Here is a 25,295-nt window from a genome sequence, read left to right on the forward strand (position 1 = left end):
CCCCCGTAGCCAGGGGCAAACTCCTTAATTATTTTTTAGACGGTACCGGAATAGCATTTCCACGATTTGCGCCAGATATACCACCAGTTTTTGATGGCCAGTTACCACCAGGACCTGGATGACTTGAAACTGGGCGAGATGAACCTGATGAACCTTTAGATGCCATGATACATTCCTCTGTAAAGTGATTAAACAATATACACAAGCTGCATTGAAAGAGCTTGCTTGATACACAATGTAAAAACTTCTGGAGTAGATTTATGCAGGCATTTTGGCAACAGAGTTATTATATTGAAAAATAATAAATTATTATTCATCACACTGCGAAATGTAAATCTCGATCCTGAATACGTTCCAATATCCATTCTTGCACCTCACTCTCAACCCATGCTGCCCCTCCTATAATACCGGCTTAGGAAAGGCTCCTTCTGCGATGTATTTGTAGGTTGTGGAACGGGCTAAGCCAGTGAATAAGCTTTATGTTTAGTGCCATGCTGAACTCTTGGTAATGGTTTCTTTCCATTACCTATGCCAGTAATTTTTAACTTTTCCAAATATTTTCAGATATATATCACTCCTGTGCATAAGCCCATTAATGCTTTCAAGGAGCCTGATATGTCAACAAAAGCGATACCCACAAAAGCTGAACCTAACAACTCGATAGACCAGCCGATCAACCAGTGGCAGCAGACTGCCGAAGCGATCCTAGCCTCTGCCGCCAATATCATTGCCGAACGCTATGTGAAGAAGGACGCCTATACCAACCCTCAAGCCACTAAGGATTATTTAACTTACAAACTGGGCGGTTATGAGCGGGAGGTGTTTGCAGTGATGCTGCTAGATAACCAGCATCAATTACTGGAGTTTAAAGAGCTGTTCTTTGGCACTTTAGATGCCGCCAGTGTTTATCCACGGGAAGTGGTTAAGGCTGTGTTGGCCGTCAATGCAGCAGCGGTGATCTTTGCCCACAACCATCCCTCCGGCGAATCTGAACCTTCAACTGCAGATAAGAACATCACCAAACGGTTAACCGATGCATTAGCACTTATCGATGTGCGCGTGCTTGACCATATCGTGGTGGGCCGCTTGCCAGTGTCCTTTGCTGAGCGCGGCTTACTTTAGCCAGCGTTTAAACCTGCCACACCAAATCAAGGAGTCCATCATGATTGAATTTACCGATAGCTTTTCTCAGGCCTGTGTCGCCGAAGCCTGCGCCGCTTTTCCTGAACTGCGTAACCGCTTAACAGTTGAGCTGATTTTGCCGATGTTTGTGCGGCCGCTCAATGCCATGGGCCAAGTGATTGGCAAGCCAGTCGTTGCACCACACCGCGAGCTACATAAAACCGTATTATTTGTTTTTCACCGTGATGTGGTTGAGCACTTGCCCAAGGAGATCAGCTTTTGCCGCTATGTTTGCCCCTGTGACAGTTATGGTGTGCCAACAGGTGAATGGCAGCGTGTGATCAACGGTGTGTACTTCAACCATGGCAGCAACGAGCAACCGAATTGGAGCGTACACACCTAAAGACCGTTACATGTCATCACCCACTCCACTAATCGGCTGTATTAACCGCTCTAACTAGCACTGGTATTTATCACTACTCTCGCTAGTCAGCTAACGAGCACCCTACTCCCTAAAGTTCTTTTCAACCATTGAGGTCACTATGACAACTCTTAAACTTTTCGATATTGAGCACGCCTGGGGCTTACCCCGTAAAGTGTCTCCCCGCTTTGGTGCAAGGCTGATTTTACGTGGTCTGCACTTGGATTATCTCAATGACCGTGCAAGCTTTGTCGGTGAATTTCCACCAGCAATTAAACAACAATTTATCGAGGCCTTTCCCGCCATGGTTAAACAGCTTGAACGGCTGGTGGCCACCGGCGAGATTGATGCCACTGAGCAGCACTGCGTCACCATTGAGCACGTTGGCTTTACCTGTGAGGCTGACACCTTAGGCAGCCACGGCTATTTGTATATTGCGATTTATCAAACCGAAACTAAACCAAAGCTAAGCCACTGACCACCAGCAACCTCGCCCTCACTCGATAACCCGTTCATTATCGTAAGCCAGTACTAATCCCGTTAAACATAACCACCAAACTTTAATCTCCCAGCTCAAAAGCCTTAGCAAGTAGCCCTTAGCGACTCACATTAAACCACTTAGCCAACACTCGTTCTATTAACCAAACCGCATAGACAGCAAAAGCCAAGGCGTGACTGCGCCTTGGCTTTTGCGTATGCCCGTTTTTAAATAAGGAATATTCCATGACATTAACTATCAAGCGTAATCAACTGCCAGCGATGCCTGATCGTTTTTACCAAGTGATTGAAAAGGAACTGACTGACGTCACACCAAAAGACGCCAACGCCATCACCCTTAATTTTCGCGATCCAGACTACAGCGCCGAAGCGGGTGGCTTTCATCCCGTCGAAGTGCGGCTTGAGAAACAGCAAGATCACTGGCGTTTCGTTTACGTCACCGACTTTGCTTTTCGTGGCCATCCCTTCCCTGAACTGGTTAAAGACATCGATATCTGCTTTAACAGCAAGCAGGTCTATAGCCTGTTTAGTGGCTGGATTACTGAGCGGGAATCACAGGGGCTGATTAAGTTGTTTAGCGATAACTTTGTCAGTTACTACCAGATGGAAGCCTATCAAGTGCAGGTGAGCTTAGATTAACTCGCCTCGCCCTCATTTTGTGCGAACATCCTAACCATATCTACCGGTTTCAGTTCTACCCTAATCAAAGAGCTAAGCCCATCACACCCGCGCCCTTGTAACCTAAATCATTACGACAAGCCCCTGTCGTTAACAACAACCAACCTCGCCCGCAACGCCCGTCGTTAGCGGGCTTTTTGTTTTGGAGTCCATCATGAACATCTACCGCGAAACCATCCTGCCACTGCCAGAGCCTTTTTATGAGTTGTTAGAACGGCAACTGGCCGCACTCAATAACCCGAGTCTCAACATCGTCACCCTAAACTACCGCGATCCCGACTACAGTGCTGAGAGAGGTGGTTATCACCCAGTGGAGATCAACCTCTACCGTCAGGGGGATTGCTGGTATCTCAATTACTTTACCGACTTTGCTTACTGCGGCGGGCCCTTCCCTGAGCTTGAGAAAGAAATGGAAGTGCGGTTTCAGGAGAAGCAGGTCTACAACAGCTTCTTTGGCCGTTGCTACCTCGAGCATGCCGACAGCCTGGTACGGCTGCTGCTGGAGAACTTTTGCAACTACGTCGAGATGGAGGTGTACCAGGTTCAGGTCAGCACCGACTGAACTTGGTGCCCACAAAGGTATTTTGGGAACCAAGCAACGCAGGCCCGATGCGGGTTTGCGATGTGCTGGTGCCCACATTTATCACATAGCCAATTGAGGGAACCAAGCATGAACGAAGTCGAAGCGGTCAAGAACCGCGACACCATCAAGCTTATCAGTTACCTGCTCGAACGTCACTTTGGTGAGCAGATGGCCGATGTCTGGAATATCGGTCTTAACCTGGCCCTTAGGATCTCTGACTTACTGGCCATCAAGTTCAGCGATATCGACGGCGACCGCTTAAATATCATTGAGCAGAAGACCGGTAAACGGGCCAGCATCAAGCTCAATCCGAAGACGCTGGCGTTGATTGAGGCGATTCACCAGCGCCACCCTGAGCATATCTACCTGTTCCAATCCCACCGCTCGAGCCAAGCCAAAGACCGGCAGGCCCCCGCGAAACCACTGACACGGCGCGCGGTAGCCAAAGCGTTTGCCTTTGTCGGTGACGATATCAAGTTAGCCCTGGGCACCCACTCGATGCGTAAAACCCGCGGCTATCACCTGTATCAAGCCTGCAAAGACATTGGCCGGGTGATGCGCATGCTGCGGCATCAATCGGAAGCGGTCACCCTGCGCTACATCGGCATTACTCAGCAGCAAATCGATAAGGACTTTGTCGAGCTGGAAATCTGAGTCAATCAGCACGTCCATTTCGTCCTATTCAACCCATTAGCAGATGCGACCTAGGGGTATCTGCGTTGTTTTTCTTGGAGTACATACCATGTATACATTTCATCCCGGTGATCATCTGGTCACCAATATTGATCCGCTTGGCTTAACCGAACACCACGGCCTTTATGTGGGCCATGGAAATATTATTCACTTATCTAAACAGGGCATCATCGAAGAAATCGACCTGCAGCAATTTGCTGGTGGCCAAAGTATCAGAGTGAAAAAGTCCACGCTGTTTCCCCATCAGGCCATTGAGCTAGCGCGCTGTCAGTTGGGTCGCACTCCATACGACGTTGCTACCAATAATTGCGAGCACTTCGTCAATGAATGCTTAGCGGGAACCAGCACCTCCAATCAAGTGAGTAATCTTACCCACATTGCGCTGCAAGGCTCTGCCAGAGCAGGCTTACTGGGGAGCACTGCGTCAATGCTGGCCTCGAGGACTGTCGCAAACGTCGTGTTAGCCTCTACCGCCATCAAAATGACCGGTGAATACCTAGGGCTACCCGATAACGTCAACACGCTACTAGGCACTCCTGGAGATCTTGTGGCTAAACCTGCCGAATGCCTAGTAAAAGGCACCACGCAAACTCTAGGTGAAACTTATACTTGCTTAAGCCAAGGAGAGATTACAGATGCGGGGATCAAACTCGTCACCGGCAGTGTAGAAACTGGCTTAAACATCGTGTTGACGACAGCAGAAGTGGGCATCAATGGCGTAAAAGCTGGTGCTGGGCTGATAGCCGATACATGGCATTGGCTTAAGTCTTAATACTTCAGCTACGGTATTGAGTGCTAAGTCCCCCATTAGCCAACCCCTCTAAACGAAGCGGCATCACTTGCCGCTATCGTTTTTATCCCTCTTGCGATTACGTTGAAGATTAGCGTGATGACGGCGTAACAGGTTTGCCCAGTTAAGTAATACAAACTATCTTCTATCATCCTTGAGCTTATGGCGTTGCTCATGCAGGCAAGTAAACGTGTAATCATTATTTTTTTGTACTACGTTATGCTAAGGTATTACCTAGTAGTACTAAGCATTACCTTTGGAGTAACAGATGAGCACAATCAAACCCGTGTCGGTTAAATTAGATGCCGATATTAAAGCCAGAGTCGAGCATTTAGCCGAAACTCGCAAACGTTCATCACACTGGATGATGCGTGAAGCGATCCGTGAATACGTTGAGAGAGAAGAGAAACGCGAAGCGTTGCAGCAAGAAGCGTTACGCGCATGGGAAGAACACCAGACATCAGGCTTGCATGTCACCGGTGACGAAGTGGTGAGTTGGCTGGAGTCCTGGGGAAGTGAAAATGAAAAGGCTGCCCCTTCATGCCACAAATAATCTTCACCGCCACTGCATTACGTGATTTAGAACGCTTACGTGAGTTTCTTCGCACTAAAAATCCCCCTGCCGCACAACGGGCTGCCAGCGCCATAATCAATACCATTAGAAAACTGGAAAGCTATCCAGACATTGGTCGGCCTATCGATGACAATGACTTTAGCTTTAGGGAACTACTGATCGACTTTGGTGACACTGGCTATCTGGCAATGTACCAGTATGATGGCGGCGAACGATTGACCGTATTGTGTATCCGCCACCAAAAAGAAGCCGGATATTGATAGAGATGCATCAGCAAAGAGGTCTTCGCATGGATGAGCGATTATGAATATACTGCTACTCTCAATAAACACAAAAGCAAGGGATTTGAGCCCCTTGCCCTTTACTTTCCTATTTGTACTAGCAGCAATCGTACAAAGTAAGTTAATCATCAACTTGTAGCCTACCCAATAATCGACTACAGCCATAATGACGACGTCCATCACCATAGGTCTTACTGTCAACTTTGGCAAAGTAACTTAACCGCAGAAACAACGCACGTAAAGTATGGTTCAGGTGAATCCGACCACGCTCTAATAGATAGCAAGGCGCTTTGGGAAAGTGAACTAAGCCTTGTGCTGCAACAACATCCAACGCTAGCGCACTCGCCCAAGCTTTAACGATTCGGTTATACAAATTAGGTCTACCAAGTTCAAATACACCTAAACTTCTATAAGCATTGCCATTAAAAAACAAACAAAGATGGTAGTGTGATCGGTTAAGTTCCCCAGTTTCCTGCACCCAGATATACAGTACTTCACTTTGATGCACAAATCCTTCAGTATTTTTACACTTTGCATTATAATTTGCGTTAATTTTCGCTTTTAGAGATTCAATAAACCGCGTAACATAACGGTTATTATCGGTGTCAAAATAGTCAGGAAATCTCAAGTCAACTCTCACAGCGAAAACCTTTGCATACCTATTTAATGCGTGATAGATAACGTTAAAGTTATTGTGCAAATACTCCCCATAGACTCCATTTTTAAATTGAAGAATTGGCAGTCCACTAAACTCTTTGGCATTTAATACGGTTAAGTTTCTATTGTTATACTGAGACACACCATACCAACCTTAAAGTTATAAAAATAACAACCCTAGATTATCAATATAATATTAACAACCTAGGAGTCGCAGCAATTGAAAACAAACGAGCCCCTCACAGAACAAACAGTCTGAAATAAAATATGCTCGTCAAGAAGCAGATGTCAAAACTATACAATATAAAAACCAACTCTGATTTTATATGCAGAAAACAATCAAGCTACACAGGACCATTTTGATTGATATTAAACAGGTTCATATCACGTTCAAAGATAATTCTGTCATAAGGAGCTCCAGGATACAAATCAATAACAACCGTGGTATTATAATCAAAAACATCAATAAGTCTATTCGATAAAAGTTCGTTCAACGCATCATTTAAATTCTTGCTTTTCCTTAACATAGGAGGGCCAAGTTGTAAGACCTTATTCTTTTTAATATACCGATACCCTCGATCACGATATGAATTTAACCATAGAGCTAGCTTTTGCCCCAAAATGACCTCCATAGGTGGTGGGCAAAAATTATTTAAAAAGTGAAAAGAGTAATAGCTCACCAAGTCAATTGCTGTTCTTAATGACTCAACTGATATTTTAGAGTCAAAATTATGTCCAAAATAGTGAATATTTGCTGCAGTTCTAGCAATAATTTCTGCTAGTTTTGAAGCATGATCTCTGGCATTCTCGTAAATTCCCCCAGGAGCCATTTTAAATTCAATATCGTTAGATATATTTAACCATAAATCTTTCGCTTCATCTGAAAATATTACTATTTTACGTTCCATTTATTTACCCTCTAGTAATTCTTCTATTCTTTGATTGAATTGATTGATAAATTCTTTCTCATACCTGATCCCATTGGTTTTCCGACCACCGCTAAGAGGCATTGGGAAGCACACTAAAAAGCGAGAAAGATAACCATTGCCTCTTACAACATCCTGTGATTTATCCATAAATCGTTTCAATGCTTGAGGCTGGATCATGATATGTGTAGTTAACCTAACACCTGAAAGCGTATAAGAATCTGTTGTTTTTCTTGCAACAGTGACATCATCTCCACTCCAAATGGCATTAAGCACAGGTGTGTTTGACATTAAGGCACTATTCATTAGCACACCGCCCTCACTTGACCCAAGATACGCATGTGGTGAGTCATTCTTGAGTCCAAACGTAAGCGCCGCTATCGTACTATCCTCATACATAATTCTGAAAGCCTTTGGCCGTTGTGGTTGTTTTGCTTCATGCTCGATCAACTCTTGTAAAGGATCATTTATTTCATTTACTTCACTTACTTCATTTTCTGTGTTCCTAGATTCCTGCATTTCTGAGCAATCTTTTTTTAAGCGACTTGGATTTAGCATCATGTACCTCTCTCAAAATCTCATACTTAATTAACTGTTCTTTACAAGATAATTCACGCTTTTTTTGGTAATTTTTAATCCCTGCCATTAATAAATTTTCAACCGTAGATTTTCGCTCACCTGAATCAGCACAAGTTAATAAGTTAAGCGAGATTGGACAAATCTTCCCTGTTGGTAGTTCAACATCTATATGCACCTGTAAGGCGGTAGAAATAGCAGCAAGTGCTGTACTGGCAATTAAGGGATATGCTGCTTTAGTAATTAAATGAGTTTCAAGTATCGTATTACCTAACAGAGTACCTTCTCCTATTCGAGGAAAAACTCCATTAGATACTGGAAATGTAATATATATATTTTTATTATACCGCCGCGGAGGTAAGTTTTTATTTTCAAAACGTTCAGACATATCAGTTTTCCTTTGATAATAAGTAATGGGATTAGTGAACAAAAAATCTTTAATCCATTACTGAACTCTTATTGATTTAAGCCATGCTTCAACCTCACCGAAATACCAGCCTACCGCTCTGGCACCAAGTGTCACCTTTTTAGGGAAAGTCGGATCGTATCGCGGAGAACGCGGGTTTTGTTTGTCATAGATAGTAGAGCGTGATAATCCAGTTAACTGAATAACGTTAACAAGTCTAATAATTGAATAGCTAGGCTGATTGTCATTCATAGTTGCCCTCATCGGTTGTTGAGTTGGTTGATTTCAGGCAACTTTATACGAAAAACAAGGATAAAATAGGAGGGTAAAGGAAGGTCGACTCACCAAGCAATAAGTAACACACTGAAAATATTAGATTTACGACCTCTCCAAATCATTTATTTTACTTTTAGATAACGAACCAATAACTCTCCATACTTGCAGTTTTCGTGACGAAATCCGCATGTACCCAAAAACTCGACCACTTCAGAACTAACTTTATTATCACAATCACTTTTAAAAAATTTGCTAATTCTAAGTGCTTCAACTAAAAATGGAAACTGGCAATTAGGGTATTTATCATTAGATGCAACTGACGCATGAGAACCTTTTATACCACCAGGTTCTGCATTAATAAAAAATGCGGCTGACTCTGCCATAGTCTGTTTATAACCAAGCTTATTTTGCAGTATTATTGCCAATTTATTTGAGTTTATCCACTTGTTGTTTAGAGCTTCAAACAGTAAAAAACCAATCACAGCCAATTGATCAAGCTTGGAACGACCACGTAATTCAGTGGGAATATAATAAGGACTATCATCAGGGATAGAATCTAGATCATTGTGTATAAATTTGAGAATATCTGCCTCATAGACAGCTAATGAATCGAAGGTGACATCAAATCCAACTATTTGATTTAATGTACTATTATCTTCAGCCCAATGTTCAACAGTTTTATGGGTAAATACAATTTCGCTACAAGAGACTGAAATCAAGGCTGAAGGACTCAGCATTGAATAATCTTCAATCGAATTCATATTAGGCTTTAGGTTAATTTCTGGAGCTAAAATCAACTCACCACTCGTGTCAAAAGTCATTATCACGCTTAACAAGTTGATTATTAGTCTTTTTTGTGCAATAAGCACTGGAAGATCTACTGCTTCAAGACAACCGTAGCAGACCCTATTTATTTGCTTTACCTCATTGATTAAATTACTTTTATTTTTAATCTGTTGTGTCATATCCCTGCAATGAGTTACTTTATTTGCATTAGATAGGATTTCCTTCATTAAGTCCTTTAAATGATACTCATCCTGTCCACGTTTGATAACCCACGCATTCTTATTATCAGGCACCCTGAAAAATATCGGCCTATCCTTATCCATCAAAAATTTTATGACAGAGGCGGTACTTTTATTCAAATTGACTGACGATAGCTGAACCACTCTTTCCATAGACTTATATCCTTAACTGTTTGCTATTTCTGCTACTAATAGCAGAAATAGCAAACAAGGTCCCTGTGTGTCAACCTAAGCCTGAGCCAATTGATTTTGAGATAACATATAAATCAGGGTACTCAGGATAACGAAAATACCAAAATCAGCCACCGCAGCCGATCCCAAGGTTGAGCCAATACTCAAGCTGGAAAAGTGGGGACTAGAGTAAACATGAAGAAATCACTGAATGCAGTAAGGCTAACTTGTTGAATGGATGTTTTGACTAGGCAAAGAGTTAACAATGCTAAACTTGATGGCAACACAGACGAGAGCTTAAATTCAAAAGTGTAATAAACACAAACACCCCAGTCTTAGGTTTTAAGCAAACAAGTTCACTTTAGTGATTTTCATTTTTAACTTATATAAAAGCCAAGAGGGCCCCATTTAGCCCTTCTTAAGCGATAACCATTCCAACCCCTGCTCTGCAAAGGCAAATAATCTATCGCTATAACCTTGAGAGATCACACTGCGGATGATCTCAGGGTCAATATTCAAATGATCATGTACCAGTGCATTACGCAGGCATATCACTTTACGCCAGTCATTTAACTCATCGGCTGGTTGTGCACCTCGTTGACACAGGATCTCAAATGCTTGGTAAGCATCCTGCGGACTATATCCAGCCAGTGCTTTAGCCCAATGTTTTGCAATGCAAATGCAAGCTTCAATAGAGACCTGTAGTATTCGCTCTGCTGCTCGATATTCGAGATTAGATAAGGAACGCTGGCTAAGTAATTGACGTAACTCTCCAAACTCGGCTTGGTACTGGCTAAGGCTTAAACTCAATGACGTGATATAGGCATTATCCAAAATAATAAAGTGGCTTGGGGCTGAATAATCGAGTTCCATTTGCGACATAATGCGAGACTTTTCTTGCATTCTTCGACCTTCATCTCGACTAAAGATAAGTTTGTTGGCATTAATGATTCCGAAAGCCAGAGGGATAGGTGCTAGATTGATATCGACAACGGAAAGCTTCCCTTCGGCTAGCCCCAATGCCCTTTGCCAATCCATAGCGAGCAGTTCGGCTCTAATACGAGTATCAAGCACACTGTCCGCCTTTACCGGGTCGAATGCGACGGCTAAATCCCAATCGCTATGCTCGCTAGCATTTCCTTTCGCCTGCGAACCATAAAGCCATAATACCGCCACCTCAGAATGGCTTGCAGCTAAAGCGTTTAGTTGGTGCAAATGCTGGTTCTGGTCAATAGTCATTGGCTTGGCTTTAGGTTAGTCATGAAGTAAGAGTAACAACCCTGAGTCGGACTTAACAGGTTAGATTCGTTTGTCACGTCCCCTAACCTTTTGACTCAGGGAGATAATCTCTATTCGGACTTACAGGTCATGCCCCTAATTTTCTTGAAGTAGCTGTTACTGACAAAGAGCCAACTGCTGCAGTGGCAATATGGTTGCTCCACCACTCCATTAACTTGGTCCGTCGCTCTAGGTAGGTCGTGCGATTATAGGCACTGCGGATTTGGTTTTTATCAACATGGGCTAACGCTGCCTCAATAACATCACCATCAAAGCCTTTCTCGTTTAAGGTAGTACTCGCCAGTGAGCGTAAACCATGCCCCGTTGTTCTTCCCTTTAATCCCATTCGCCCTAATGCTTTGTTGATGGTTTCAGGATCTGTGTGCTTTTTAGGATCTTTAGATGATGGAAAGACAAATTGGCTCTGTTCACTAATCGGCTTAACAGTTTCGAGTATCGCGAGAGCATGCTCTGTAAGCGGGATAATATGCTCACGATTCATTTTCATGCGTGATTCAGGAATAGTCCAAAGCTTGGCATCAAAATCGATTTCTTCCCAACGGGCTCCGGCCGCTTCATTTGGCCTGGTCATTGTGTGCAATTGCCATTCAATCAAACACCGGGTCGTTAATAATAAATTGGCGTTTGCAATGGTCTGCAACAACTCAGCTAGCTCTGCTGGTTTTAATGCCTTCAGATGCTCCACTTTGCTTTTTCTAAAAACTTCTCGAATACCTGACAACGGATTGGCATGAATGTAACCAGAGTTAACCGAATAGTTCATGATTTCATTCAGTAACTGAGCGGTACGTTTAACCGTTTCAAGATGCCCCTTCTGTTCAAGGGGCTTGAGCGCGGCAATGGCTATAGGAGCCGTGAGTCTGCTAATAGCAATACTCCCCAGCTTAGGGAAGGCATACAGCTCAAGCTTGCGCCAATTACCTTCAATGGTTTTAGCCTTAATACTTCCCTGCTTTGAGTCCATCCACATTTGTGCAATATGCTTGAGAGTTTGAGCGTTCTCTGTTGCCGCTTTTAATTTGTTTTCAACTTTAAGTAATTGGGGGTCGATGCCTTCGGCCAAATGTTTTCGCGCTTCTAGTGCTTTATCTCTCGCCTCAGCTAAGGATACGTCAGGGTATGAGCCTAAACCAAAATAGGTGGGTTTGCTGGTGGAGGGGCGTATGTATCGAAATTCCCATGTTTTCCCTGCTGTGCGCACATAGAGATAGAGATTGCCACCATCTGACAATCTATAGGGCTTTGCTTCCGCTTTAGCATTGAGCACCGCTTTTGCAGTCAGCTTATTTGTACTTCTTCCCATACCGTTCTCCTCCCTCAAATTAAGCCCCAAAGTAATGCTTGATTTTGGCATTATTTCGCACTCTAAAATCAAGCATTACTTATCACTGAATAAATTCAGATAAATCAGGATATTGCCAAGTTAAATCTGGGCTATAAAATCGAGAAAATCAAGTAAAAAAACGACATAAAAAATGGGTATTTTTTGAAGTGAAAAGTAATGCATAAATTTGCCAAATTTCCTTGGCATTACTTTTGGCATTACTAAAGATTTCGGATGCTGTAGGATGGTATTAAACAATATAGGATGGTAAGCTATTGATTTTTATAAAATACAGATAAGAAAAAAGACGCCCTAGGACGTCTTCAAACTTGAATTTGGCGGTGAGAGAGGGAGTCGAACCCTCGATTCACAATTCATTCTAACAACCCCTATTAAATCATAGTGTTATGCACCTTGATTTTTCAGATTGTATCAGCGTTTTGTACCACTTGAAATACTAAAGGAGCCGTTTTATCAGGTCGACTCCTTCAATTTTGTTCGCGGCTTCAAAGAGATTACCTAACTTCCATTTTGCCTATCGCCATACTGGTAGGTAGATGCACTACTAAGAAGAAAATCGCATCTCTCGAGATGAAGCTATAACATTTGCTCTTTCTAGAAGAGCTAGACACATTAAAGGGAGTTAACGAACAGTACGTAGTCAAACGAGTATAACTTCAGTCAAAATTATAGCGATGCCCTCTTTTGAGGCAAATTGATATCAGGCTCGCATTAAGATAACAAATCATACTGTTTCACTTGTGACGGAAGATTGATTTGAGTATTCGTAACAACTTCTATTGGTATACCTAAAAATAAGAAATCTTTAATACTCAATGGACTAACAGATTCGAATCGTGACTTAGGATAAAGTTTCAACTTATTACGTAGTTCCATTAGTAGCCTACCAAGTACGTTTTCTCCTACTAATAAATCCTTTTCTTCTCCTCTGATAAGTGCCCCCCAGAAATCATCCTTTCTAGAAAGTTCCACAATCGGATGCTCTTCTGTCGATAAGAGAATCTGACTAAATTTATCGAAGTTTTGAGCTAGTTTGACGCGTAGACACCAACGCATAATAGGAACTCTAACAGAGTTCCAGTCTTTTCTTGATTCATCAATATACTGCTTACTTTTCATCTTTGCAGTCATAGGACTGTGTTGCACAATAATCTGCTTTTGAATCTCAGGAAGATGTGGATATCTGCATGCCTGATAGAGAGCCTCCGAAGTTAAAACTAACTCATTATTCAATACTATAGGAAACCCCGCAGCCATATTTGACAACTCACCGAATGCATCCTTCGTTTTGTGAACCACGATGACATCAGTGATCTTATAGCATCTGTAATTTTCATTTTTGTCGGAATATGAAGTCATTGATATCAAAAGAGACTGTAGAGTATGTTCGACGAGGTAGTAAAGGATACCAGTTAAGGGGGCCTGATGTCACTTCAGGGTCTCCCCACCATATCGCTAATGGACAGTTATTTGGACAGTTACGATAGGTTATTATCAGAGAGCCAAAACCCACGCCAAAGGGGCTATATCCAAGAGGACGCATCACCATCTTGGGATTCTCGCTTTTCGAAACTATTTTTGCACCAGCAATTAAAAACTCTTGTTCTAAAATATTTCGTCCTTCGACAGATGAAAACGGGCCTAAAAAATCTGTCATAACCCTAGGTTCAAAACGAAAATTTGTTGGTTTTGCCAAATAATTTTCGACGTGTCTGTCATTAGGTATACTAGCAGGCCATAACAATTCCGAACTATTTTTGTAATAATTTCGGTTTTCGATAGTGCCATTCCTCCAATACTGGATCTGAATAGCCTTTCCAGTTTCAGATATGACGCGATTAAGACGCTTTTTGAGAGAATATTGTCCATAGGTATGGTATGCAGCTACAATAACATTTATTAACGCGACATCTGGAGCATCTTCTCTTATCCATGCTTCTAGATCAGTACCAATTCTATTACCACTAAATATGACATCATCTAAGTAAATGTAATCACCACCTTCAGAACCACACTCATCCAGAGAAATATTAAACTCCTCCAGCAAACATAACCTCAGAATATCTATAAACTCCTGTTGGCTTTCACCATGTTTTTGAATACAAAGAATGTTTACATTTTTCCAGTAAACATCAGGTGAATTTCCAGCTAGGTTAATATTCCTAAGCAATTTGCTCAAGTAACCAACGAACCAATCCTTAGTTAAGAAAAACTGCCCTAGCATATGATTCATTTCTTGCAGCAATATGAATTGATTAACAGGAGTAAATTGATTTACCCATCGCTCAACATGTTCTGCTGTAGCAACTGGCAGCTCTCCATGGCGGTATGTACTTATAGTTTTAGCTATTGCAGCTAGTAACTGATCTCGTGTACTCATCTGTCATCCCTTTAACATCAAATAAGCTCTGTAAGACAAGATCTATAATTACCCTTTAAGACGAACATTGTCTCGCTCACCGTTAGCTATTGCCCACACTTCCAACTGTTCTAAGATTTGATCACTAAACCTTTTCGTCGAATCATGATCTACAGGGTCAATAAGACCGCCTTCAAATAGACATGAAATAAGTTTCTGCACTCTTTCCGTCAAGTCGGGATCGTTATTTAAACGCTTGAATGCCTCGTAAGGCTTATCTTTCCCAAGCTTTTCGCCCCCAAGAAAACGTTCAAAATCAGGAATGCTCCAACGGTGGTATACAGTTAAGTCTTGTTCTCTACACTTTATTATCTGATCACGGATATCCATATTAATTGACCACATCCCATTTTCAGCACCATCTTTGGTATATGGCCAATCGATGTCATGCACAATACCAAAGCATGTCTTGAAATGACGTAGCATTTTTATAAGAGGCACTAGAACAGCCTTACCACGAGCACGAATAATACTTACCTTCCCAGCAAGTTCATGCTGAGTTTTCACTATTGCAGAAATGAAAGCTGCATGCTCTGTATCTCCTTCAACGATTATCGGGTAACTTCCAAAGAAAATTTCAGCAAAACCAATATCTGTAAGTTGGAGAGCCTGTAAATTATCTTTTTCTAATAGAGAAAAAGCTGCCTCGTCTGAAACATACAGCCTTGGACTAAGTGACTTACCGTCATCCGACCGCTGCATACGTGCAATCGTAGTATGGTCTTCAAGAGGATTGATAAAATATGGAGAATGTGTTGTTATCAAGACTTGCCAATCAGGATGTTTTCCTAGTTTGTACAAGTGCATCTGTGCTGCTCTTGCTGCCATTGGATGTAATGCGTTTTCAGGTTCATCCATTAACAGAATATAACCAGGCAACGCAGGATCTTCTGCATCTTCAGGAATAGCGCCCCCATTTTCAAGAGCTGCGATTTGTTGACCAGATAGCTCTAAGATTGCTGCGTCTGGGTTCTTTTTCTTTGATTCTTTACTATGTTTATCCTTCAATGTCTTAAGAAGCCCATCTCGTTTCTCTGTCTCTCGACTAATTTCATTGTGAACTTGTAACATTGACCAGAATAACGCCCGTCTAGCCCCTGTACCTTGTTGCCCTATTCGAGATTGTCCAGCTACTTCATCTACAAATAAACCGGACCCTTGCTTTAAGAGCTGTTCAATTTTCAGTTCGGGAGAGTTCATTTCGACATGGAGCTTAACTCCAAGTGCAGGAAAAACACTTTGGAACCCAGTCTGGATTTGCAGTGATATATCGGAAAGCCTTTTTTGGTGAGGCACTGCCAAAGCATTTACTGTTGCAGCTAAGGCAGCTTTATCTTTAGAAATCTGAGAATCTTTATCGCTTTCTAAAGCTTTAAGCTGTTTAACTAGAGGACTCAGGGCTAGGGTAAGTAGTATATCCTCCGTGGTAACAGCGTCATCTAGCGATTTAATTCGCATAGGTTTAGGTAAACGTGATTTGAATACGTTATCCGCTCCTCCAGCTTTACCATCATCGGCCCAATCACCAGTCTGAGGGTCCAGAGTCCTTCTTGTGGGCTTTCCAAATTCATCCCAAACCCAAGAGCTCCTTACAATTCTTTTCTCGCCTTCAATAATTTTCCATTTTTCATCCACATTCCCCATCCCTTCGGGAATATGAACATCAAGAATAACTTCAGAAAGTTGTTCAACGGCCGACCAATTACATCTATCACTCGTAACACTGAAAGAACTAGGGTTGAATGCGAGCTCGTAAGCTCTAAGAATTGTAGTTTTCCCAGAGTTATTCGGGCCGACTAAGCAAAGTATATCGTCAAGTTTGACTTGAACACCGTCATCCCCAATACATCCAATGTTCTTAACAGAAATACTTAATAATTTAGATCTCATTCCTTCCATCCTTGAAGATAGTATGTAAGCCAATTAAGAAATAAAACATATAGAAGTTAGATCATATATTCAATGTCTTGGATCAAATACTAATGCTAAAAACGATAGAATTTGTTAATAATGATTCATCAGCACCATAAGGTTGATCTACATACTAAGGATATTGCCCTGTTAACACATAGACAGCAGATCTATAAGACGGATCTGCTGCAATTTCTTTATGAACGATATCTCTGTCTTTACGATCACACAAAGCTTTACTAATCAAATGCTCGGCTAATACATCACTACTACTCTTAAGAGAAGCAAATATCCCTTTAATTTGTGGTAGCGACTTTCCAGCATACTCTAGTTGTTTTATTGCTTTCGCCCCCCAGTAGCCATCTTGAAATTTAAGAATTCCTTCGATAAATAACCAATCTTCCTGCAACTCAGTAGGTGCTTTACTCTTACATGATGTGGCAACTTGTTCCCACATGTACACCTGTTGGTAATGCTTCAAGATATCATCAATTGAGGCAGAGACCTGCGTTGGTAATGAGGACCCTAAAAGGGCAAGGAACAAGACTAAACAGTTTGGTTTACGCATATTTTCTCCAAAAAAAGCCATCAATAGAATCTGATGGCCTTGCCGATTAGTTACTCAGAGAGTTGCTATCTGATTGTTTGGCTGTTGACTGCTCTTGTTCTTCTGCCATCCATTCAAGCCTCAATCGTAGTTGCCAAATGGCAACCCCTGCCAGAAGACATAGCAATAGACCTATCAACCCAGCCCCTGAAGTGACGATTTTGGAGATATTGCCATTGTGATAACCAAGAATTGAAAGCATAAGAATAATGCCGTAGGTCAACAGATATAAAGCACCACCGATCCCCGTTTTAAGGAATAGTTTTTTCTGCCGATAATCAATCACCTGACTAGAGGGGTTATTTTCAACATCTTCCTTCAACCAAGCTAATTGCTCAGAGATGTACCACATCCCTATGTAACCAATTCCCATCACGATAACAGAGATATTGCCCTGAAATGTGATTGACATTCTGAGGATGAAATAATCCAGTGAACCACCAATCGAATCCTCAAGGGCAACCAGAGATAAGGCACTCAATATTGTTAGTGCAATCAATATAACGAAGTACATCTCAAAACGATTTTTCTGCTTTTTATTCATAACTTATCCTTAGATGTTAATTTCTTTGCTATCCGCTGGACGCTTGATAAGCTGATATTTAGCCTCTTTGCGACCTCCGGTTTAGATATCCCCTCTGCAAGCATTGGAGCGGCTTCTTTCGCCTTAGTGATTGCCGTGGGTTTACGTCCCTTATACTTCCCCCGCAGTTTTGCGAGAGCGATTCCTTCAGCCTGTCTTTCTAACATCAGCTCTCTTTCAAAGGTTGCGATAGCTCCAACCATAGTCAGCATGAGTTTGCCTGTCGGGGTTGCGGTATTAATCCCGAGGTTTTGAATTTGCAGTGACACCTTTTTGCGTTCCAAAAATTCCGCAATCTCCAGCAGGTGACGAGTGTTACGAGCAAGTCTGTCGAGCTTAGTGACGATAACGATGTCACCTTCCCTCACAAACTCCAGCATGAGTTGCAGATGCGGACGGTCATCCTTTGCACCACTTACCTTTTCTTGAAACACTTTGTCGCAGTTTGCTAATGCCTTCAGTTGGGCATCGAGACTTTGTCCCGTGGTCGATACACGGGCATATCCGATTTCTGCCATGAACGACTCCTGTTCAATAGAGCAAGGTATACTGACCAAGCCCTTCAAAAGGTCCAAAACAACCCATGTGACACGGTTATTGATGTGTTTACGACCGTGTCACATGGCCTTGGTTTATTGGTTATGAAAACAATGTGTTATTCAGATTCTTGATCTTCATCAACATCAATGTTTGCCCAAGGTTCTTCATCTGAAAGATAACGCTCAGCGAAGGCTTGGATGAGGATCGGCACTATGGTCAGCAGTGCAGCTTTAGCGACCTTTTTTAGTAACTCGTTAATGATGTTTCTCCTTCCTGATTGTCGTTCAGGCAGCCGAATGTCCACCACATGAACCCATGTAGTGAAACGCTGGCTGTCTTAATGGTGTTTGCGGGTTAATCCCAGTTGATTGTTATTTGGTAGAGATCATCTACCAGATAGCTTCTGAAGTTGGCTTCCCATAGCCGGTATAGGCCGCTGAAGTGGCTTAACGGATGATGACCAACATAAGCCTGATACCCTGAAGCCTTTGCAAAGTTGAAGTCGATGTCCTTCTCTAATTCTGGGTAGTAACGTCCTTGATAGGCAAAGTCAGTGATATAGCAGAATTGCCACATGCTAGTTGTTGATGAATATTCCAAACGGATTTCAACCGGATGAAAGCCACCAGACTCAGCAGAATAGTTAGGATCACGGAAGTTAATCGTAACGGCTTTACTATTGATTGGTTTGTTAGCATCCACCAGCATTCGCTTGAGGATCTGAGCCAAACTAAGCGTGATAGGTAGTAGTTTCCTTCCTGACTGAAGATCAATCTGGATAGGCTGTTCAGTTGCCGTTGGCATATTCATAACCATCCTCTTTCAGCAAACGAAACGACATCTTGATGACCAACTACAAAATGGTCTAACGCTGATACATCAATAGTTGCCAAGGCTGTCTTTAAACGCTCTGTAATGCGTTTATCGGCCTCAGAGGGTTCAGGCATGCCTGAGGGATGGTTGTGGGCGAATATCACGGCAGCGGCGTTTCTATGCAGAACTATTTTTACCACCTCACGAGGATATACTGAGGCGGCATCTATCGTGCCGAAAAAGAGTTCTTCACAACTAATCAAACGGTGTTGGCTATCCAGTAGCAATACCGCAAATACCTCCCGCTCGTATCCAGCCATTTTCAGTCGAAGATAGTCTTTTACCAGTTGTGGAGAGGTGAATGCCTGCGGATTAGCTTGCAGGGTGTAGCGACTCTCCAAGATAGCAATGGCTTCCCTGATAACTGAGTCTGAAGAGTCGAGTTGATTACAATGGGTTAATGTTGAAATAAGCATATATGTTTCCTGTGTAGTTGATTTACTTCAGGTTTCTTATGCCTTAGTTCATGGTAAAAAATGACGGTATAAGTCAGTTGAAACGATCTCCCACCGATTAAAATAGAAATATGGGGGGTGACAAATACTGCCCCATTGAAAGTTCAATCGGAGAAAAAATCATGCACGACGAATTAGTCTTAACCTACCCCCTTTTGCTTGTTGAAGGCCGATTTACGCCAGAAACAAGAGATCATCAGATTAACGAATCCATCAAAAACCACAGCCCCTTCTTTACAGTCGAGATTGTCCCAGATAAACGAGGTACAGATCAGAAGATGATGCACCTTCAAGGAGAGGTAGCAATGGGTGCAGGAAGCTTTAGAGATCAAGGTGCTATTAAAGCATTTCTCATTGAGAAAGGTTTTACCCCTGAGACTATCTCAATCACAAAGGATGGTAATCTATACGCGACTCATCCTAGAGAACATCTACCATATATGCACTGGATAGTCAGGCTGCTAGTCCATTTTCAGGCTTTTGGGGAATGGCTTGCGGTTAACTATTGGTATAGAGATTATCCAGACAAATAGTCATTATGGGTCGTTGCTAGACTCATCTATCAAGTGGCTAAGGTGAGTCTAGGCTCAGAATCTATGTTAACGTTCTCCGTGATCCCAACCAATCGTTATCACGAACCTATTTAGTGATCCTGCTGCTGAGCAAGCCAGTTAAGACCTTGCTCTGCAAAGACAAACAATTTATCGCTATAGCCCTGAGCTATCACGCTGCGAATAATCTCAGGATCAATATTAAGGTAATCGTGAACCAGTGCATTACGAAGACCTATCACCTTACGCCAACCGCTAAGTTCCTCAACAGGTTGTGCTCCACGCTGACAGAGGATCTCAAAAGCTTGATAGGCATCCTGCGGGCTATGTCCTGCCAATGCTTTAGCCCAATGTTTAGCAATACCGATACAGGCTTCAATCGAAACCTGCAAGGTTCGTTCAGCAGCACGATATTCAAGATTCGATAGCGAACGCTGGCTGAGTATAAGCTTTAGTTCAACCAGCTCAGCCTGATAACGGTTGAGGCTAAGGCGTAGAGACGTTATATAGGCATTATCAGACATCAGTTAGTTGTTCCTCTGCTCATTGGCGACGTTGCATAATCGAGTTCCATCGACGACATAATACGGGCCTCTTCCTGCATCCTTCGGCCTTCATCACGACTGTATAGAACCTTGTTAGCATCAATAATACCGAATGCTAGTGGAATAGGAGCAAGATTAATGTCGACGACTGAGAGCTTTCCTTCCGGCAAACCCAGTGCACGCTGCCAGTCCATCGCTAACAACTCTGCTCTTAGACGATTATCGAGCACGTTATCAGTCTTAACAGGGTCAAATGCGACCGCCAAATCCCAATCACTCTGTTCTGTAGCATTACCCTTGGCCTGAGAACCATAAAGCCATAGTGCGGCGACTTCAGGTTGGCTTGCCGCCAATGATTGTAATTGCTTAGGGTCAATGGACATGTGTGCATCCTTATCGATTAAATCATAAGCTATTGTTATAAAATATCTTCTGCCTCAGTACCTGCGATATTTCTTCATGAGACTAGTCAGCAATATTACAGCTTTGCGATCAGAATATTAGTAGCATCAAGTTTCAGCTAGTCAAGGTGAGAGCCGTAATCAACTCTTTAAAAACAATAACTAATAATCCCGAAGTGTACCAACCCTCAATCAGGCTGAACAGTTGTTATTTCAAAGTTTGCTGCTAACGACCAGCTTGGACAACACCTTTTCTCCCTGCCGATTTTGCTGCTGATTTCTGCCAACTCACTATCCATCAAATGCAAGTAACATTGCCCTATTTGACAGTTTTATTGTTTTTACTTGCTGATTTTTAATTGATTTTCTAAAAATAGCTATAGAAAAAGTTAATAGAAATACTTTAGTCAGTCTGCTGAATTTTCGGCTGAGGTTGGTGTAAAGCGGTTTAGGCTTATTGGGAGTGAGCGAAGATGAGTGAACAAGTGATTATCAACCTGATAGATGTGGGAACCTTCATGCTGAACACTCCACCAGCACACTAGAGTTCACGTCATCCGAGTTACTATCGTGAACTCTAGCATCACCAGTCTAAGACAGTTGATGCCATCTTTTATCTTCTTTTGTGACTTCCACTAAGTAAACCAGCAATAAAAACCTTATAAATTAGTGCTATTCCATTTATTCATAACTAAAGCTGCATTAATGAAAAAATGTCATATCAAAACCTTTTAGGCAACAATTCGCCTCTTTAACCGATTTGGTTGAAATCTCATCAATTTACTGCGTTCAACTCTAACTCCAATCGATTAAAACATTATGTGAGAGGCATGACATGAATGACCCCACCGGAGATTGAGATGATAAACCATGACCTAAACCACAGCCCTATAGCAACAGCAAGCAACGCAGTTAGCTCTAGCGTGTTCAAGCTACCTTTTGAGCTATTCCAAGATCAATTAGGCCGAACACTCTACGAGATAAGCCGGATGCCTGTGAGTAATGGCGTGCTGTTGGGTGGTAGGGAGAGTCTAGCTAATACCTTAATGAAGCGTTGCGGTTATTCATTAAGAACGGCTAAACGCCATATCGGTCGGCTGGTGGCTTCGGGACTTCTGGAATGCTCTCAAACAACTAATGCCACAGGGATGCAGGCAACAAACCTTTATCGTCGTATGTTCGATTAATAGAGGAAAGAATGCCCCTGTTTAGGTTTAAGGACGACTTAAACAGGGGAAGAGCTAAAACCAGCTCGAAGGCCAAACTACAGACAAACTATTTACATATATATTTTAGTCTGTTGGCCTCTGTTTTAGAGGATATGTCACATGACATCTCAAGTATTGGTAAGAAATAACAGATTTAACCATGAAACATTGAATGAAATCGGCTTAGAGGGCGTTAAAGCACTTTATGACTTGTCAGAGCTGATCGCTAAGCTCGTCGGTAGTGAGATTAAGCCAACATCAAGCGACTATTGCCAGTTAGAGGATGATGTTTGTCCCTTCTGTGGGCATGCAGGCTGTTTCAAAATTTATCATGCTGATCCAACGGACCAAAACTATCACTGCTACTCATGTGAGGAACACGGTGATATTTATAGTTTTCTGACCTGTTATGACCTTGCAAACAATCCCTATGATGCGGCCAACAAGTTACTTGCTGGCGAGATTGAAGGGATAACCATCAATACTCAACCCAAAGCTAAGAAAGTTAAGCCAGAGAAGCTAGAACTGACCGAAGAGCAATTCCTTCGTCGGCAAGAGCTTATGAATGCAGCATGTGAATACTACTTTGAACCTATGATTGCTGATAAAAGTAAACCTCTTGCTGCTCTTATGGAAAAGCGAGAACTCAGTCAAGAAGTACTGTTTGATAGCGACATAGGGTATTCCCAAGGTCAACTTTGGTGTGCCTTAGAAGCTCAAGGCTTCAGTCGTAATGAGATGTACGCATCAGGATTGGTTAAAGAAGGCCAATCCAATCCTTCGGACTTTTTCCCAAGGGATGTCTATATCTTTCCTCATTATGATGAAGATGGACATCTTTGCCGCTTCACGTTTAAAGATCCCAAGAAAGAGAAACAATATCAAATGCCTAAGCAATTTTGGTTAAATGACATTCAGTTTTATGGACAACATTTAATTAATACCGCAGGGGCAGTCGCTATCGTTGAAGGTGAACACGACTTGTTAGCCTTACTAAATCACAACTGGGAGGGACCTGTTCTGGCAACCAATGGGCAACTGGGTCAAGAACAGCTGGCATGGGTAAAGCAGAACTTGCAAGAACGTGATGTGATCACCTTCTTTGATAGTGATGCTGCGGGTGATAAGTATCGCGAGAAGTTGGCAGAATTAGAGTTATCCTCACTCACTCAAGTGGGTCTGCCTGAAGGTCAAGGCAAGGACATTGACGACTATTTAAGGCGTGAAGATGCCTTATCACTCGAGGAGCTGGTTAATCAATACGGTGTAAGCCAGCAGTCTGTTGAAGTGATCTGTGAACCTGCTGTAAACCACGACAACACCTCGACAGGCCCTGTGCCTGTGCCAGATGAAACTATCCCCGCGATCTGGACTAACTTCAACGAAGACACACTGAATGATGTGGGTAATGCTGACCGATTAAAAGTGATCACCAACGACAGCATGAAGTATGTACCAGAACTTAACAACATAGTTAACTTTAATGGCAAACATTGGGCTCCATCAAGCGGAAAGGAGCTTGAATATACCCGCTGTGTTGGAGAACGTCTTATCAATCAAGGTTGTAGTTTGCTAGAAGAAGCAATACAAACCAAAAATAAGACTAAGTTAGTCGAAGCAGAGCAATTACAAAAATTTGGCCGAATGACGCTTAATCGTAAAAAAATGATGGATATGCTAGAAATCTTCAAGTCAGGCAATCAGATATCTTCGAACCGCTTCGATGCTAATCCTATGCTGCTTGGAGTAAACAATGGCGTATTAGACTTAGCTAACGGAAAACTATTACCTGCACAGAAAGAAATGTTCATCAGCCGCTGTGGGGATGTTCATTTCGATAGCTCAGCTGGTTGCCCTCGTTGGTTACAGTTCATTGATGAAATCACCTGTGGCGACAAAGAATACGCTAAGTTTTTACAACGCATAGTCGGTTACATGCTAACCGGACGAACAGACGAACAAGTACTGTTCTTCCTCCACGGTCATGGTTGTAATGGTAAGAGCACCTTTATGAACGTGATACAGCGATTAATGGGAAGTTACTATCATCAGATCGATAGTAGTGTTTTGCTGCAAACCAATAACGGTAATACAGGCCCTAACCCATCCTTGGTTAAGCTTGCTGGTAGTCGTGTAGTTGTGGCTAATGAATTACCTGAAGGCTCTAGGATGAATGAAAACCTAGTGAAATCTATGACTGGTGATGATGTGATTGTCACTCGTCAACTCTATGCCAAGGTAGAATTAGAATACCGTCCGAAGTTTAAACTCATCATGATAGGTAACCACAAGCCCGTGATTCGTGATACGAGCCTCGGCATGTGGCGAAGAATGATCATGCTTCCATTCAATGCGAGTTTCAGTCAGGAACAGATGGACCCACGATTAATGGATAAGCTATATGCTGAACTCTCAGGTATCCTCAATTGGGCTCTAGAAGGCGTTCAAATGTGGCTAAAGGATGGCATTAAAGCCTCGATTCCCAATTCGATAAAGTCAGAAATCGCAGAGTATCGTCACGAGTCAGATTTACTCGCGATATTCCTTGAGGAATGTACCTGTAAGGGTGATTTTACCTATACAGATACGCTATATGATGCCTTTAGAAAGTGGGCTGAGCGTGATGGCGACTGGAAGATGACCCGTAATATCATGACCAAACGGCTTGTGGAGAAAGGCTTTGAGAAAGGCCGACACAACAGTAAAGCCATGATTAAAGGAATTATCTTAAAGCCAATATTTGATGACATAATCGAACTCGATCCTGAGACACGGCAAGCTTCAAAACCGTTATGGAGCTCAGCTAGCGGTATTTCGCCGGATCAGTATACTGTCTAACGGTTAATCTATAACCAATTGAAGAGAGGCCCTAGAGCCTCTC

General features: G+C 42.4%; 30 protein-coding genes and 2 pseudogenes. 12 read left to right on the forward strand and 20 right to left on the reverse strand.

What is annotated here, in order from left to right; translation table 11 throughout:
• Positions 1–28: 28 nt before the first annotated feature.
• Both ACHA99_RS01155 and ACHA99_RS01160 read right to left on the reverse strand, forming a co-directional pair.
• Positions 29–166 carry a hypothetical protein gene (locus ACHA99_RS01155; protein WP_393940515.1) on the reverse strand — a complete coding sequence of 46 codons (138 nt, stop codon included), beginning with the start codon at positions 164–166 and terminating at the stop codon, positions 29–31.
• Between the two features lie 150 nt (positions 167–316).
• A pseudogene (locus ACHA99_RS01160) lies at positions 317–468 on the reverse strand (helix-turn-helix transcriptional regulator); the annotation flags it as partial.
• 147 nt (positions 469–615) lie between these two features.
• On the opposite strand from ACHA99_RS01160, the gene radC (ACHA99_RS01165) reads away from it, so the two are divergent.
• The 9 genes from radC (ACHA99_RS01165) to ACHA99_RS01205 all read left to right on the forward strand — a co-directional run bounded on the left by radC (ACHA99_RS01165) (position 616) and on the right by ACHA99_RS01205 (position 5,619).
• Positions 616–1,122 (forward strand): DNA repair protein RadC, encoded by a 507-nt coding sequence (gene radC / locus ACHA99_RS01165; RefSeq protein WP_393940518.1) that lies wholly within the window; start codon positions 616–618, stop codon positions 1,120–1,122.
• 40 nt (positions 1,123–1,162) lie between these two features.
• Positions 1,163–1,525 (forward strand): hypothetical protein, encoded by a 363-nt coding sequence (locus ACHA99_RS01170; RefSeq protein ID WP_028760119.1) that lies wholly within the window; start codon positions 1,163–1,165, stop codon positions 1,523–1,525.
• 139 nt (positions 1,526–1,664) lie between these two features.
• Complete coding sequence (locus ACHA99_RS01175) at positions 1,665–2,021, forward strand: type IV toxin-antitoxin system YeeU family antitoxin (protein ID WP_126492067.1); 357 nt, start codon at positions 1,665–1,667, stop codon at positions 2,019–2,021.
• Positions 2,022–2,266: 245 nt separating this feature from the next.
• The gene (locus tag ACHA99_RS01180) at positions 2,267–2,680 is read left to right on the forward strand and encodes a DUF2787 domain-containing protein (protein ID WP_393940521.1); all 414 of its coding nucleotides are present in this window, start codon (positions 2,267–2,269) and stop codon (positions 2,678–2,680) included.
• Positions 2,681–2,873: 193 nt separating this feature from the next.
• On the forward strand, positions 2,874–3,281 hold the full coding sequence (locus ACHA99_RS01185) for a DUF2787 domain-containing protein (RefSeq protein WP_317519669.1): 408 nt from the start codon (positions 2,874–2,876) through the stop codon (positions 3,279–3,281).
• Positions 3,282–3,389: 108 nt separating this feature from the next.
• Positions 3,390–3,956: a site-specific integrase gene (locus ACHA99_RS01190; protein ID WP_249559032.1), complete on the forward strand. Its 567-nt coding sequence runs from the start codon at positions 3,390–3,392 to the stop codon at positions 3,954–3,956.
• An 88-nt stretch (positions 3,957–4,044) separates the two neighbouring features.
• A complete protein-coding gene (locus tag ACHA99_RS01195) occupies positions 4,045–4,767 on the forward strand; it encodes a lecithin retinol acyltransferase family protein (protein ID WP_393940525.1) in 723 nt (240 codons plus the stop codon).
• Positions 4,768–5,053: 286 nt separating this feature from the next.
• Complete coding sequence (locus tag ACHA99_RS01200; protein WP_115014944.1) at positions 5,054–5,338, forward strand: CopG family ribbon-helix-helix protein; 285 nt, start codon at positions 5,054–5,056, stop codon at positions 5,336–5,338.
• Complete coding sequence (locus tag ACHA99_RS01205) at positions 5,326–5,619, forward strand: type II toxin-antitoxin system RelE/ParE family toxin (RefSeq protein WP_076500099.1); 294 nt, start codon at positions 5,326–5,328, stop codon at positions 5,617–5,619. The genes ACHA99_RS01200 and ACHA99_RS01205 overlap by 13 nt, the downstream gene beginning before the upstream one ends.
• 142 nt (positions 5,620–5,761) lie before the next feature.
• On the opposite strand, the gene ACHA99_RS01210 is transcribed toward ACHA99_RS01205, so the two are convergent.
• From ACHA99_RS01210 to radC (ACHA99_RS01285), 16 genes and pseudogenes are all read right to left on the reverse strand, one after another.
• The gene (locus ACHA99_RS01210) at positions 5,762–6,439 is read right to left on the reverse strand and encodes an inovirus Gp2 family protein (RefSeq protein WP_203431823.1); all 678 of its coding nucleotides are present in this window, start codon (positions 6,437–6,439) and stop codon (positions 5,762–5,764) included.
• Positions 6,440–6,641: 202 nt separating this feature from the next.
• Positions 6,642–7,784: pseudogene (locus ACHA99_RS01215) on the reverse strand (DUF3987 domain-containing protein).
• Positions 7,729–8,187 (reverse strand): DUF3987 domain-containing protein, encoded by a 459-nt coding sequence (locus ACHA99_RS01220; RefSeq protein WP_115014957.1) that lies wholly within the window; start codon positions 8,185–8,187, stop codon positions 7,729–7,731. Before ACHA99_RS01220 ends, ACHA99_RS01215 begins: the two are co-directional and overlap by 56 nt.
• Before the next feature lie 57 nt (positions 8,188–8,244).
• Complete coding sequence (locus ACHA99_RS01225; RefSeq protein WP_330147027.1) at positions 8,245–8,469, reverse strand: AlpA family phage regulatory protein; 225 nt, start codon at positions 8,467–8,469, stop codon at positions 8,245–8,247.
• Between the two features lie 134 nt (positions 8,470–8,603).
• Entirely contained in the window at positions 8,604–9,659 is a 1,056-nt protein-coding gene (locus ACHA99_RS01230; RefSeq protein ID WP_393940530.1) for a hypothetical protein, read from the reverse strand.
• Between the two features lie 426 nt (positions 9,660–10,085).
• Complete coding sequence (locus ACHA99_RS01235; RefSeq protein ID WP_393940533.1) at positions 10,086–10,916, reverse strand: HepT-like ribonuclease domain-containing protein; 831 nt, start codon at positions 10,914–10,916, stop codon at positions 10,086–10,088.
• A gap of 127 nt (positions 10,917–11,043) precedes the next feature.
• A complete protein-coding gene (locus ACHA99_RS01240) occupies positions 11,044–12,279 on the reverse strand; it encodes a tyrosine-type recombinase/integrase (RefSeq protein WP_393940585.1) in 1,236 nt (411 codons plus the stop codon).
• 753 nt (positions 12,280–13,032) lie between these two features.
• Positions 13,033–13,680 (reverse strand): NADAR family protein, encoded by a 648-nt coding sequence (locus ACHA99_RS01245; protein WP_393940536.1) that lies wholly within the window; start codon positions 13,678–13,680, stop codon positions 13,033–13,035.
• A complete protein-coding gene (locus ACHA99_RS01250; RefSeq protein WP_259482706.1) occupies positions 13,655–14,701 on the reverse strand; it encodes a hypothetical protein in 1,047 nt (348 codons plus the stop codon). The genes ACHA99_RS01245 and ACHA99_RS01250 overlap by 26 nt, the downstream gene beginning before the upstream one ends.
• A gap of 48 nt (positions 14,702–14,749) precedes the next feature.
• Positions 14,750–16,630: an ATP-dependent endonuclease gene (locus ACHA99_RS01255; RefSeq protein ID WP_393940539.1), complete on the reverse strand. Its 1,881-nt coding sequence runs from the start codon at positions 16,628–16,630 to the stop codon at positions 14,750–14,752.
• Between the two features lie 154 nt (positions 16,631–16,784).
• Positions 16,785–17,219, reverse strand: a complete 435-nt coding sequence (locus ACHA99_RS01260; protein ID WP_393940541.1) for a hypothetical protein — start codon at positions 17,217–17,219, stop codon at positions 16,785–16,787.
• A gap of 46 nt (positions 17,220–17,265) precedes the next feature.
• Positions 17,266–17,802: a hypothetical protein gene (locus tag ACHA99_RS01265; protein ID WP_393940543.1), complete on the reverse strand. Its 537-nt coding sequence runs from the start codon at positions 17,800–17,802 to the stop codon at positions 17,266–17,268.
• On the reverse strand, positions 17,799–18,359 hold the full coding sequence (locus ACHA99_RS01270) for a recombinase family protein (RefSeq protein ID WP_393940547.1): 561 nt from the start codon (positions 18,357–18,359) through the stop codon (positions 17,799–17,801). Before ACHA99_RS01270 ends, ACHA99_RS01265 begins: the two co-directional genes overlap by 4 nt.
• 137 nt (positions 18,360–18,496) lie before the next feature.
• A complete protein-coding gene (locus tag ACHA99_RS01275; RefSeq protein ID WP_393940550.1) occupies positions 18,497–18,685 on the reverse strand; it encodes a hypothetical protein in 189 nt (62 codons plus the stop codon).
• Positions 18,686–18,735: 50 nt separating this feature from the next.
• Complete coding sequence (locus tag ACHA99_RS01280; protein ID WP_393940553.1) at positions 18,736–19,191, reverse strand: DUF2787 domain-containing protein; 456 nt, start codon at positions 19,189–19,191, stop codon at positions 18,736–18,738.
• Positions 19,188–19,670, reverse strand: a complete 483-nt coding sequence (gene radC / locus ACHA99_RS01285) for a DNA repair protein RadC (protein ID WP_393940556.1) — start codon at positions 19,668–19,670, stop codon at positions 19,188–19,190. Before radC (ACHA99_RS01285) ends, ACHA99_RS01280 begins: the two co-directional genes overlap by 4 nt.
• Positions 19,671–19,831: 161 nt before the next feature.
• On the opposite strand from radC (ACHA99_RS01285), the gene ACHA99_RS01290 reads away from it, so the two are divergent.
• On the forward strand, positions 19,832–20,242 hold the full coding sequence (locus ACHA99_RS01290) for a hypothetical protein (protein WP_393940559.1): 411 nt from the start codon (positions 19,832–19,834) through the stop codon (positions 20,240–20,242).
• A gap of 110 nt (positions 20,243–20,352) precedes the next feature.
• Here the strand turns inward: ACHA99_RS01290 and ACHA99_RS01295 are convergent, their stop codons facing one another.
• Positions 20,353–20,784, reverse strand: a complete 432-nt coding sequence (locus ACHA99_RS01295; RefSeq protein WP_041408499.1) for a DUF86 domain-containing protein — start codon at positions 20,782–20,784, stop codon at positions 20,353–20,355.
• Positions 20,784–21,188, reverse strand: a complete 405-nt coding sequence (locus ACHA99_RS01300; protein ID WP_041408500.1) for a nucleotidyltransferase domain-containing protein — start codon at positions 21,186–21,188, stop codon at positions 20,784–20,786. Before ACHA99_RS01300 ends, ACHA99_RS01295 begins: the two co-directional genes overlap by 1 nt.
• Positions 21,189–22,066: 878 nt before the next feature.
• Between ACHA99_RS01300 and ACHA99_RS01305 the strand changes: the two genes are divergently transcribed.
• Together ACHA99_RS01305 and ACHA99_RS01310 are read left to right on the forward strand one after the other, a co-directional pair.
• Positions 22,067–22,393, forward strand: coding sequence for an ArsR family transcriptional regulator (locus ACHA99_RS01305; protein WP_150102351.1), 327 nt, complete (start codon positions 22,067–22,069; stop codon positions 22,391–22,393).
• A gap of 141 nt (positions 22,394–22,534) precedes the next feature.
• A complete protein-coding gene (locus tag ACHA99_RS01310) occupies positions 22,535–25,252 on the forward strand; it encodes a phage/plasmid primase, P4 family (protein WP_393940563.1) in 2,718 nt (905 codons plus the stop codon).
• The last annotated feature ends 43 nt before the right edge of the window (positions 25,253–25,295 follow it).

The sequence above is a fragment of the Shewanella sp. S23-S33 genome (genome assembly GCF_043359565.1).
Classification (GTDB): Bacteria; Pseudomonadota; Gammaproteobacteria; order Enterobacterales; family Shewanellaceae; genus Shewanella; species Shewanella oncorhynchi.

Coding starts and splice junctions, on each gene's coding strand:
- ACHA99_RS01200 (WP_115014944.1), top strand. CDS start 5,054: ATGAGCACAATCAAACCCGTGTCGGTTAAATTAGATGCCGATATTAAA.
- ACHA99_RS01220 (WP_115014957.1), bottom strand. CDS start 8,187: ATGTCTGAACGTTTTGAAAATAAAAACTTACCTCCGCGGCGGTATAAT.
- ACHA99_RS01175 (WP_126492067.1), top strand. CDS start 1,665: ATGACAACTCTTAAACTTTTCGATATTGAGCACGCCTGGGGCTTACCC.
- ACHA99_RS01290 (WP_393940559.1), top strand. CDS start 19,832: ATGCACGACGAATTAGTCTTAACCTACCCCCTTTTGCTTGTTGAAGGC.
- ACHA99_RS01205 (WP_076500099.1), top strand. CDS start 5,326: ATGCCACAAATAATCTTCACCGCCACTGCATTACGTGATTTAGAACGC.
- ACHA99_RS01250 (WP_259482706.1), bottom strand. CDS start 14,701: ATGAGTACACGAGATCAGTTACTAGCTGCAATAGCTAAAACTATAAGT.
- ACHA99_RS01280 (WP_393940553.1), bottom strand. CDS start 19,191: ATGAATATGCCAACGGCAACTGAACAGCCTATCCAGATTGATCTTCAG.
- ACHA99_RS01155 (WP_393940515.1), bottom strand. CDS start 166: ATGGCATCTAAAGGTTCATCAGGTTCATCTCGCCCAGTTTCAAGTCAT.
- ACHA99_RS01255 (WP_393940539.1), bottom strand. CDS start 16,630: ATGAGATCTAAATTATTAAGTATTTCTGTTAAGAACATTGGATGTATT.
- radC (WP_393940556.1), bottom strand. CDS start 19,670: ATGCTTATTTCAACATTAACCCATTGTAATCAACTCGACTCTTCAGAC.
- ACHA99_RS01245 (WP_393940536.1), bottom strand. CDS start 13,680: ATGACTTCATATTCCGACAAAAATGAAAATTACAGATGCTATAAGATC.
- ACHA99_RS01185 (WP_317519669.1), top strand. CDS start 2,874: ATGAACATCTACCGCGAAACCATCCTGCCACTGCCAGAGCCTTTTTAT.
- ACHA99_RS01295 (WP_041408499.1), bottom strand. CDS start 20,784: ATGTCTGATAATGCCTATATAACGTCTCTACGCCTTAGCCTCAACCGT.
- ACHA99_RS01265 (WP_393940543.1), bottom strand. CDS start 17,802: ATGAATAAAAAGCAGAAAAATCGTTTTGAGATGTACTTCGTTATATTG.
- ACHA99_RS01305 (WP_150102351.1), top strand. CDS start 22,067: ATGATAAACCATGACCTAAACCACAGCCCTATAGCAACAGCAAGCAAC.
- ACHA99_RS01260 (WP_393940541.1), bottom strand. CDS start 17,219: ATGCGTAAACCAAACTGTTTAGTCTTGTTCCTTGCCCTTTTAGGGTCC.
- ACHA99_RS01230 (WP_393940530.1), bottom strand. CDS start 9,659: ATGGAAAGAGTGGTTCAGCTATCGTCAGTCAATTTGAATAAAAGTACC.
- ACHA99_RS01240 (WP_393940585.1), bottom strand. CDS start 12,279: ATGGGAAGAAGTACAAATAAGCTGACTGCAAAAGCGGTGCTCAATGCT.
- ACHA99_RS01235 (WP_393940533.1), bottom strand. CDS start 10,916: ATGACTATTGACCAGAACCAGCATTTGCACCAACTAAACGCTTTAGCT.
- radC (WP_393940518.1), top strand. CDS start 616: ATGTCAACAAAAGCGATACCCACAAAAGCTGAACCTAACAACTCGATA.
- ACHA99_RS01270 (WP_393940547.1), bottom strand. CDS start 18,359: ATGGCAGAAATCGGATATGCCCGTGTATCGACCACGGGACAAAGTCTC.
- ACHA99_RS01195 (WP_393940525.1), top strand. CDS start 4,045: ATGTATACATTTCATCCCGGTGATCATCTGGTCACCAATATTGATCCG.
- ACHA99_RS01225 (WP_330147027.1), bottom strand. CDS start 8,469: ATGAGGGCAACTATGAATGACAATCAGCCTAGCTATTCAATTATTAGA.
- ACHA99_RS01180 (WP_393940521.1), top strand. CDS start 2,267: ATGACATTAACTATCAAGCGTAATCAACTGCCAGCGATGCCTGATCGT.
- ACHA99_RS01300 (WP_041408500.1), bottom strand. CDS start 21,188: ATGTCCATTGACCCTAAGCAATTACAATCATTGGCGGCAAGCCAACCT.
- ACHA99_RS01310 (WP_393940563.1), top strand. CDS start 22,535: ATGACATCTCAAGTATTGGTAAGAAATAACAGATTTAACCATGAAACA.
- ACHA99_RS01190 (WP_249559032.1), top strand. CDS start 3,390: ATGAACGAAGTCGAAGCGGTCAAGAACCGCGACACCATCAAGCTTATC.
- ACHA99_RS01170 (WP_028760119.1), top strand. CDS start 1,163: ATGATTGAATTTACCGATAGCTTTTCTCAGGCCTGTGTCGCCGAAGCC.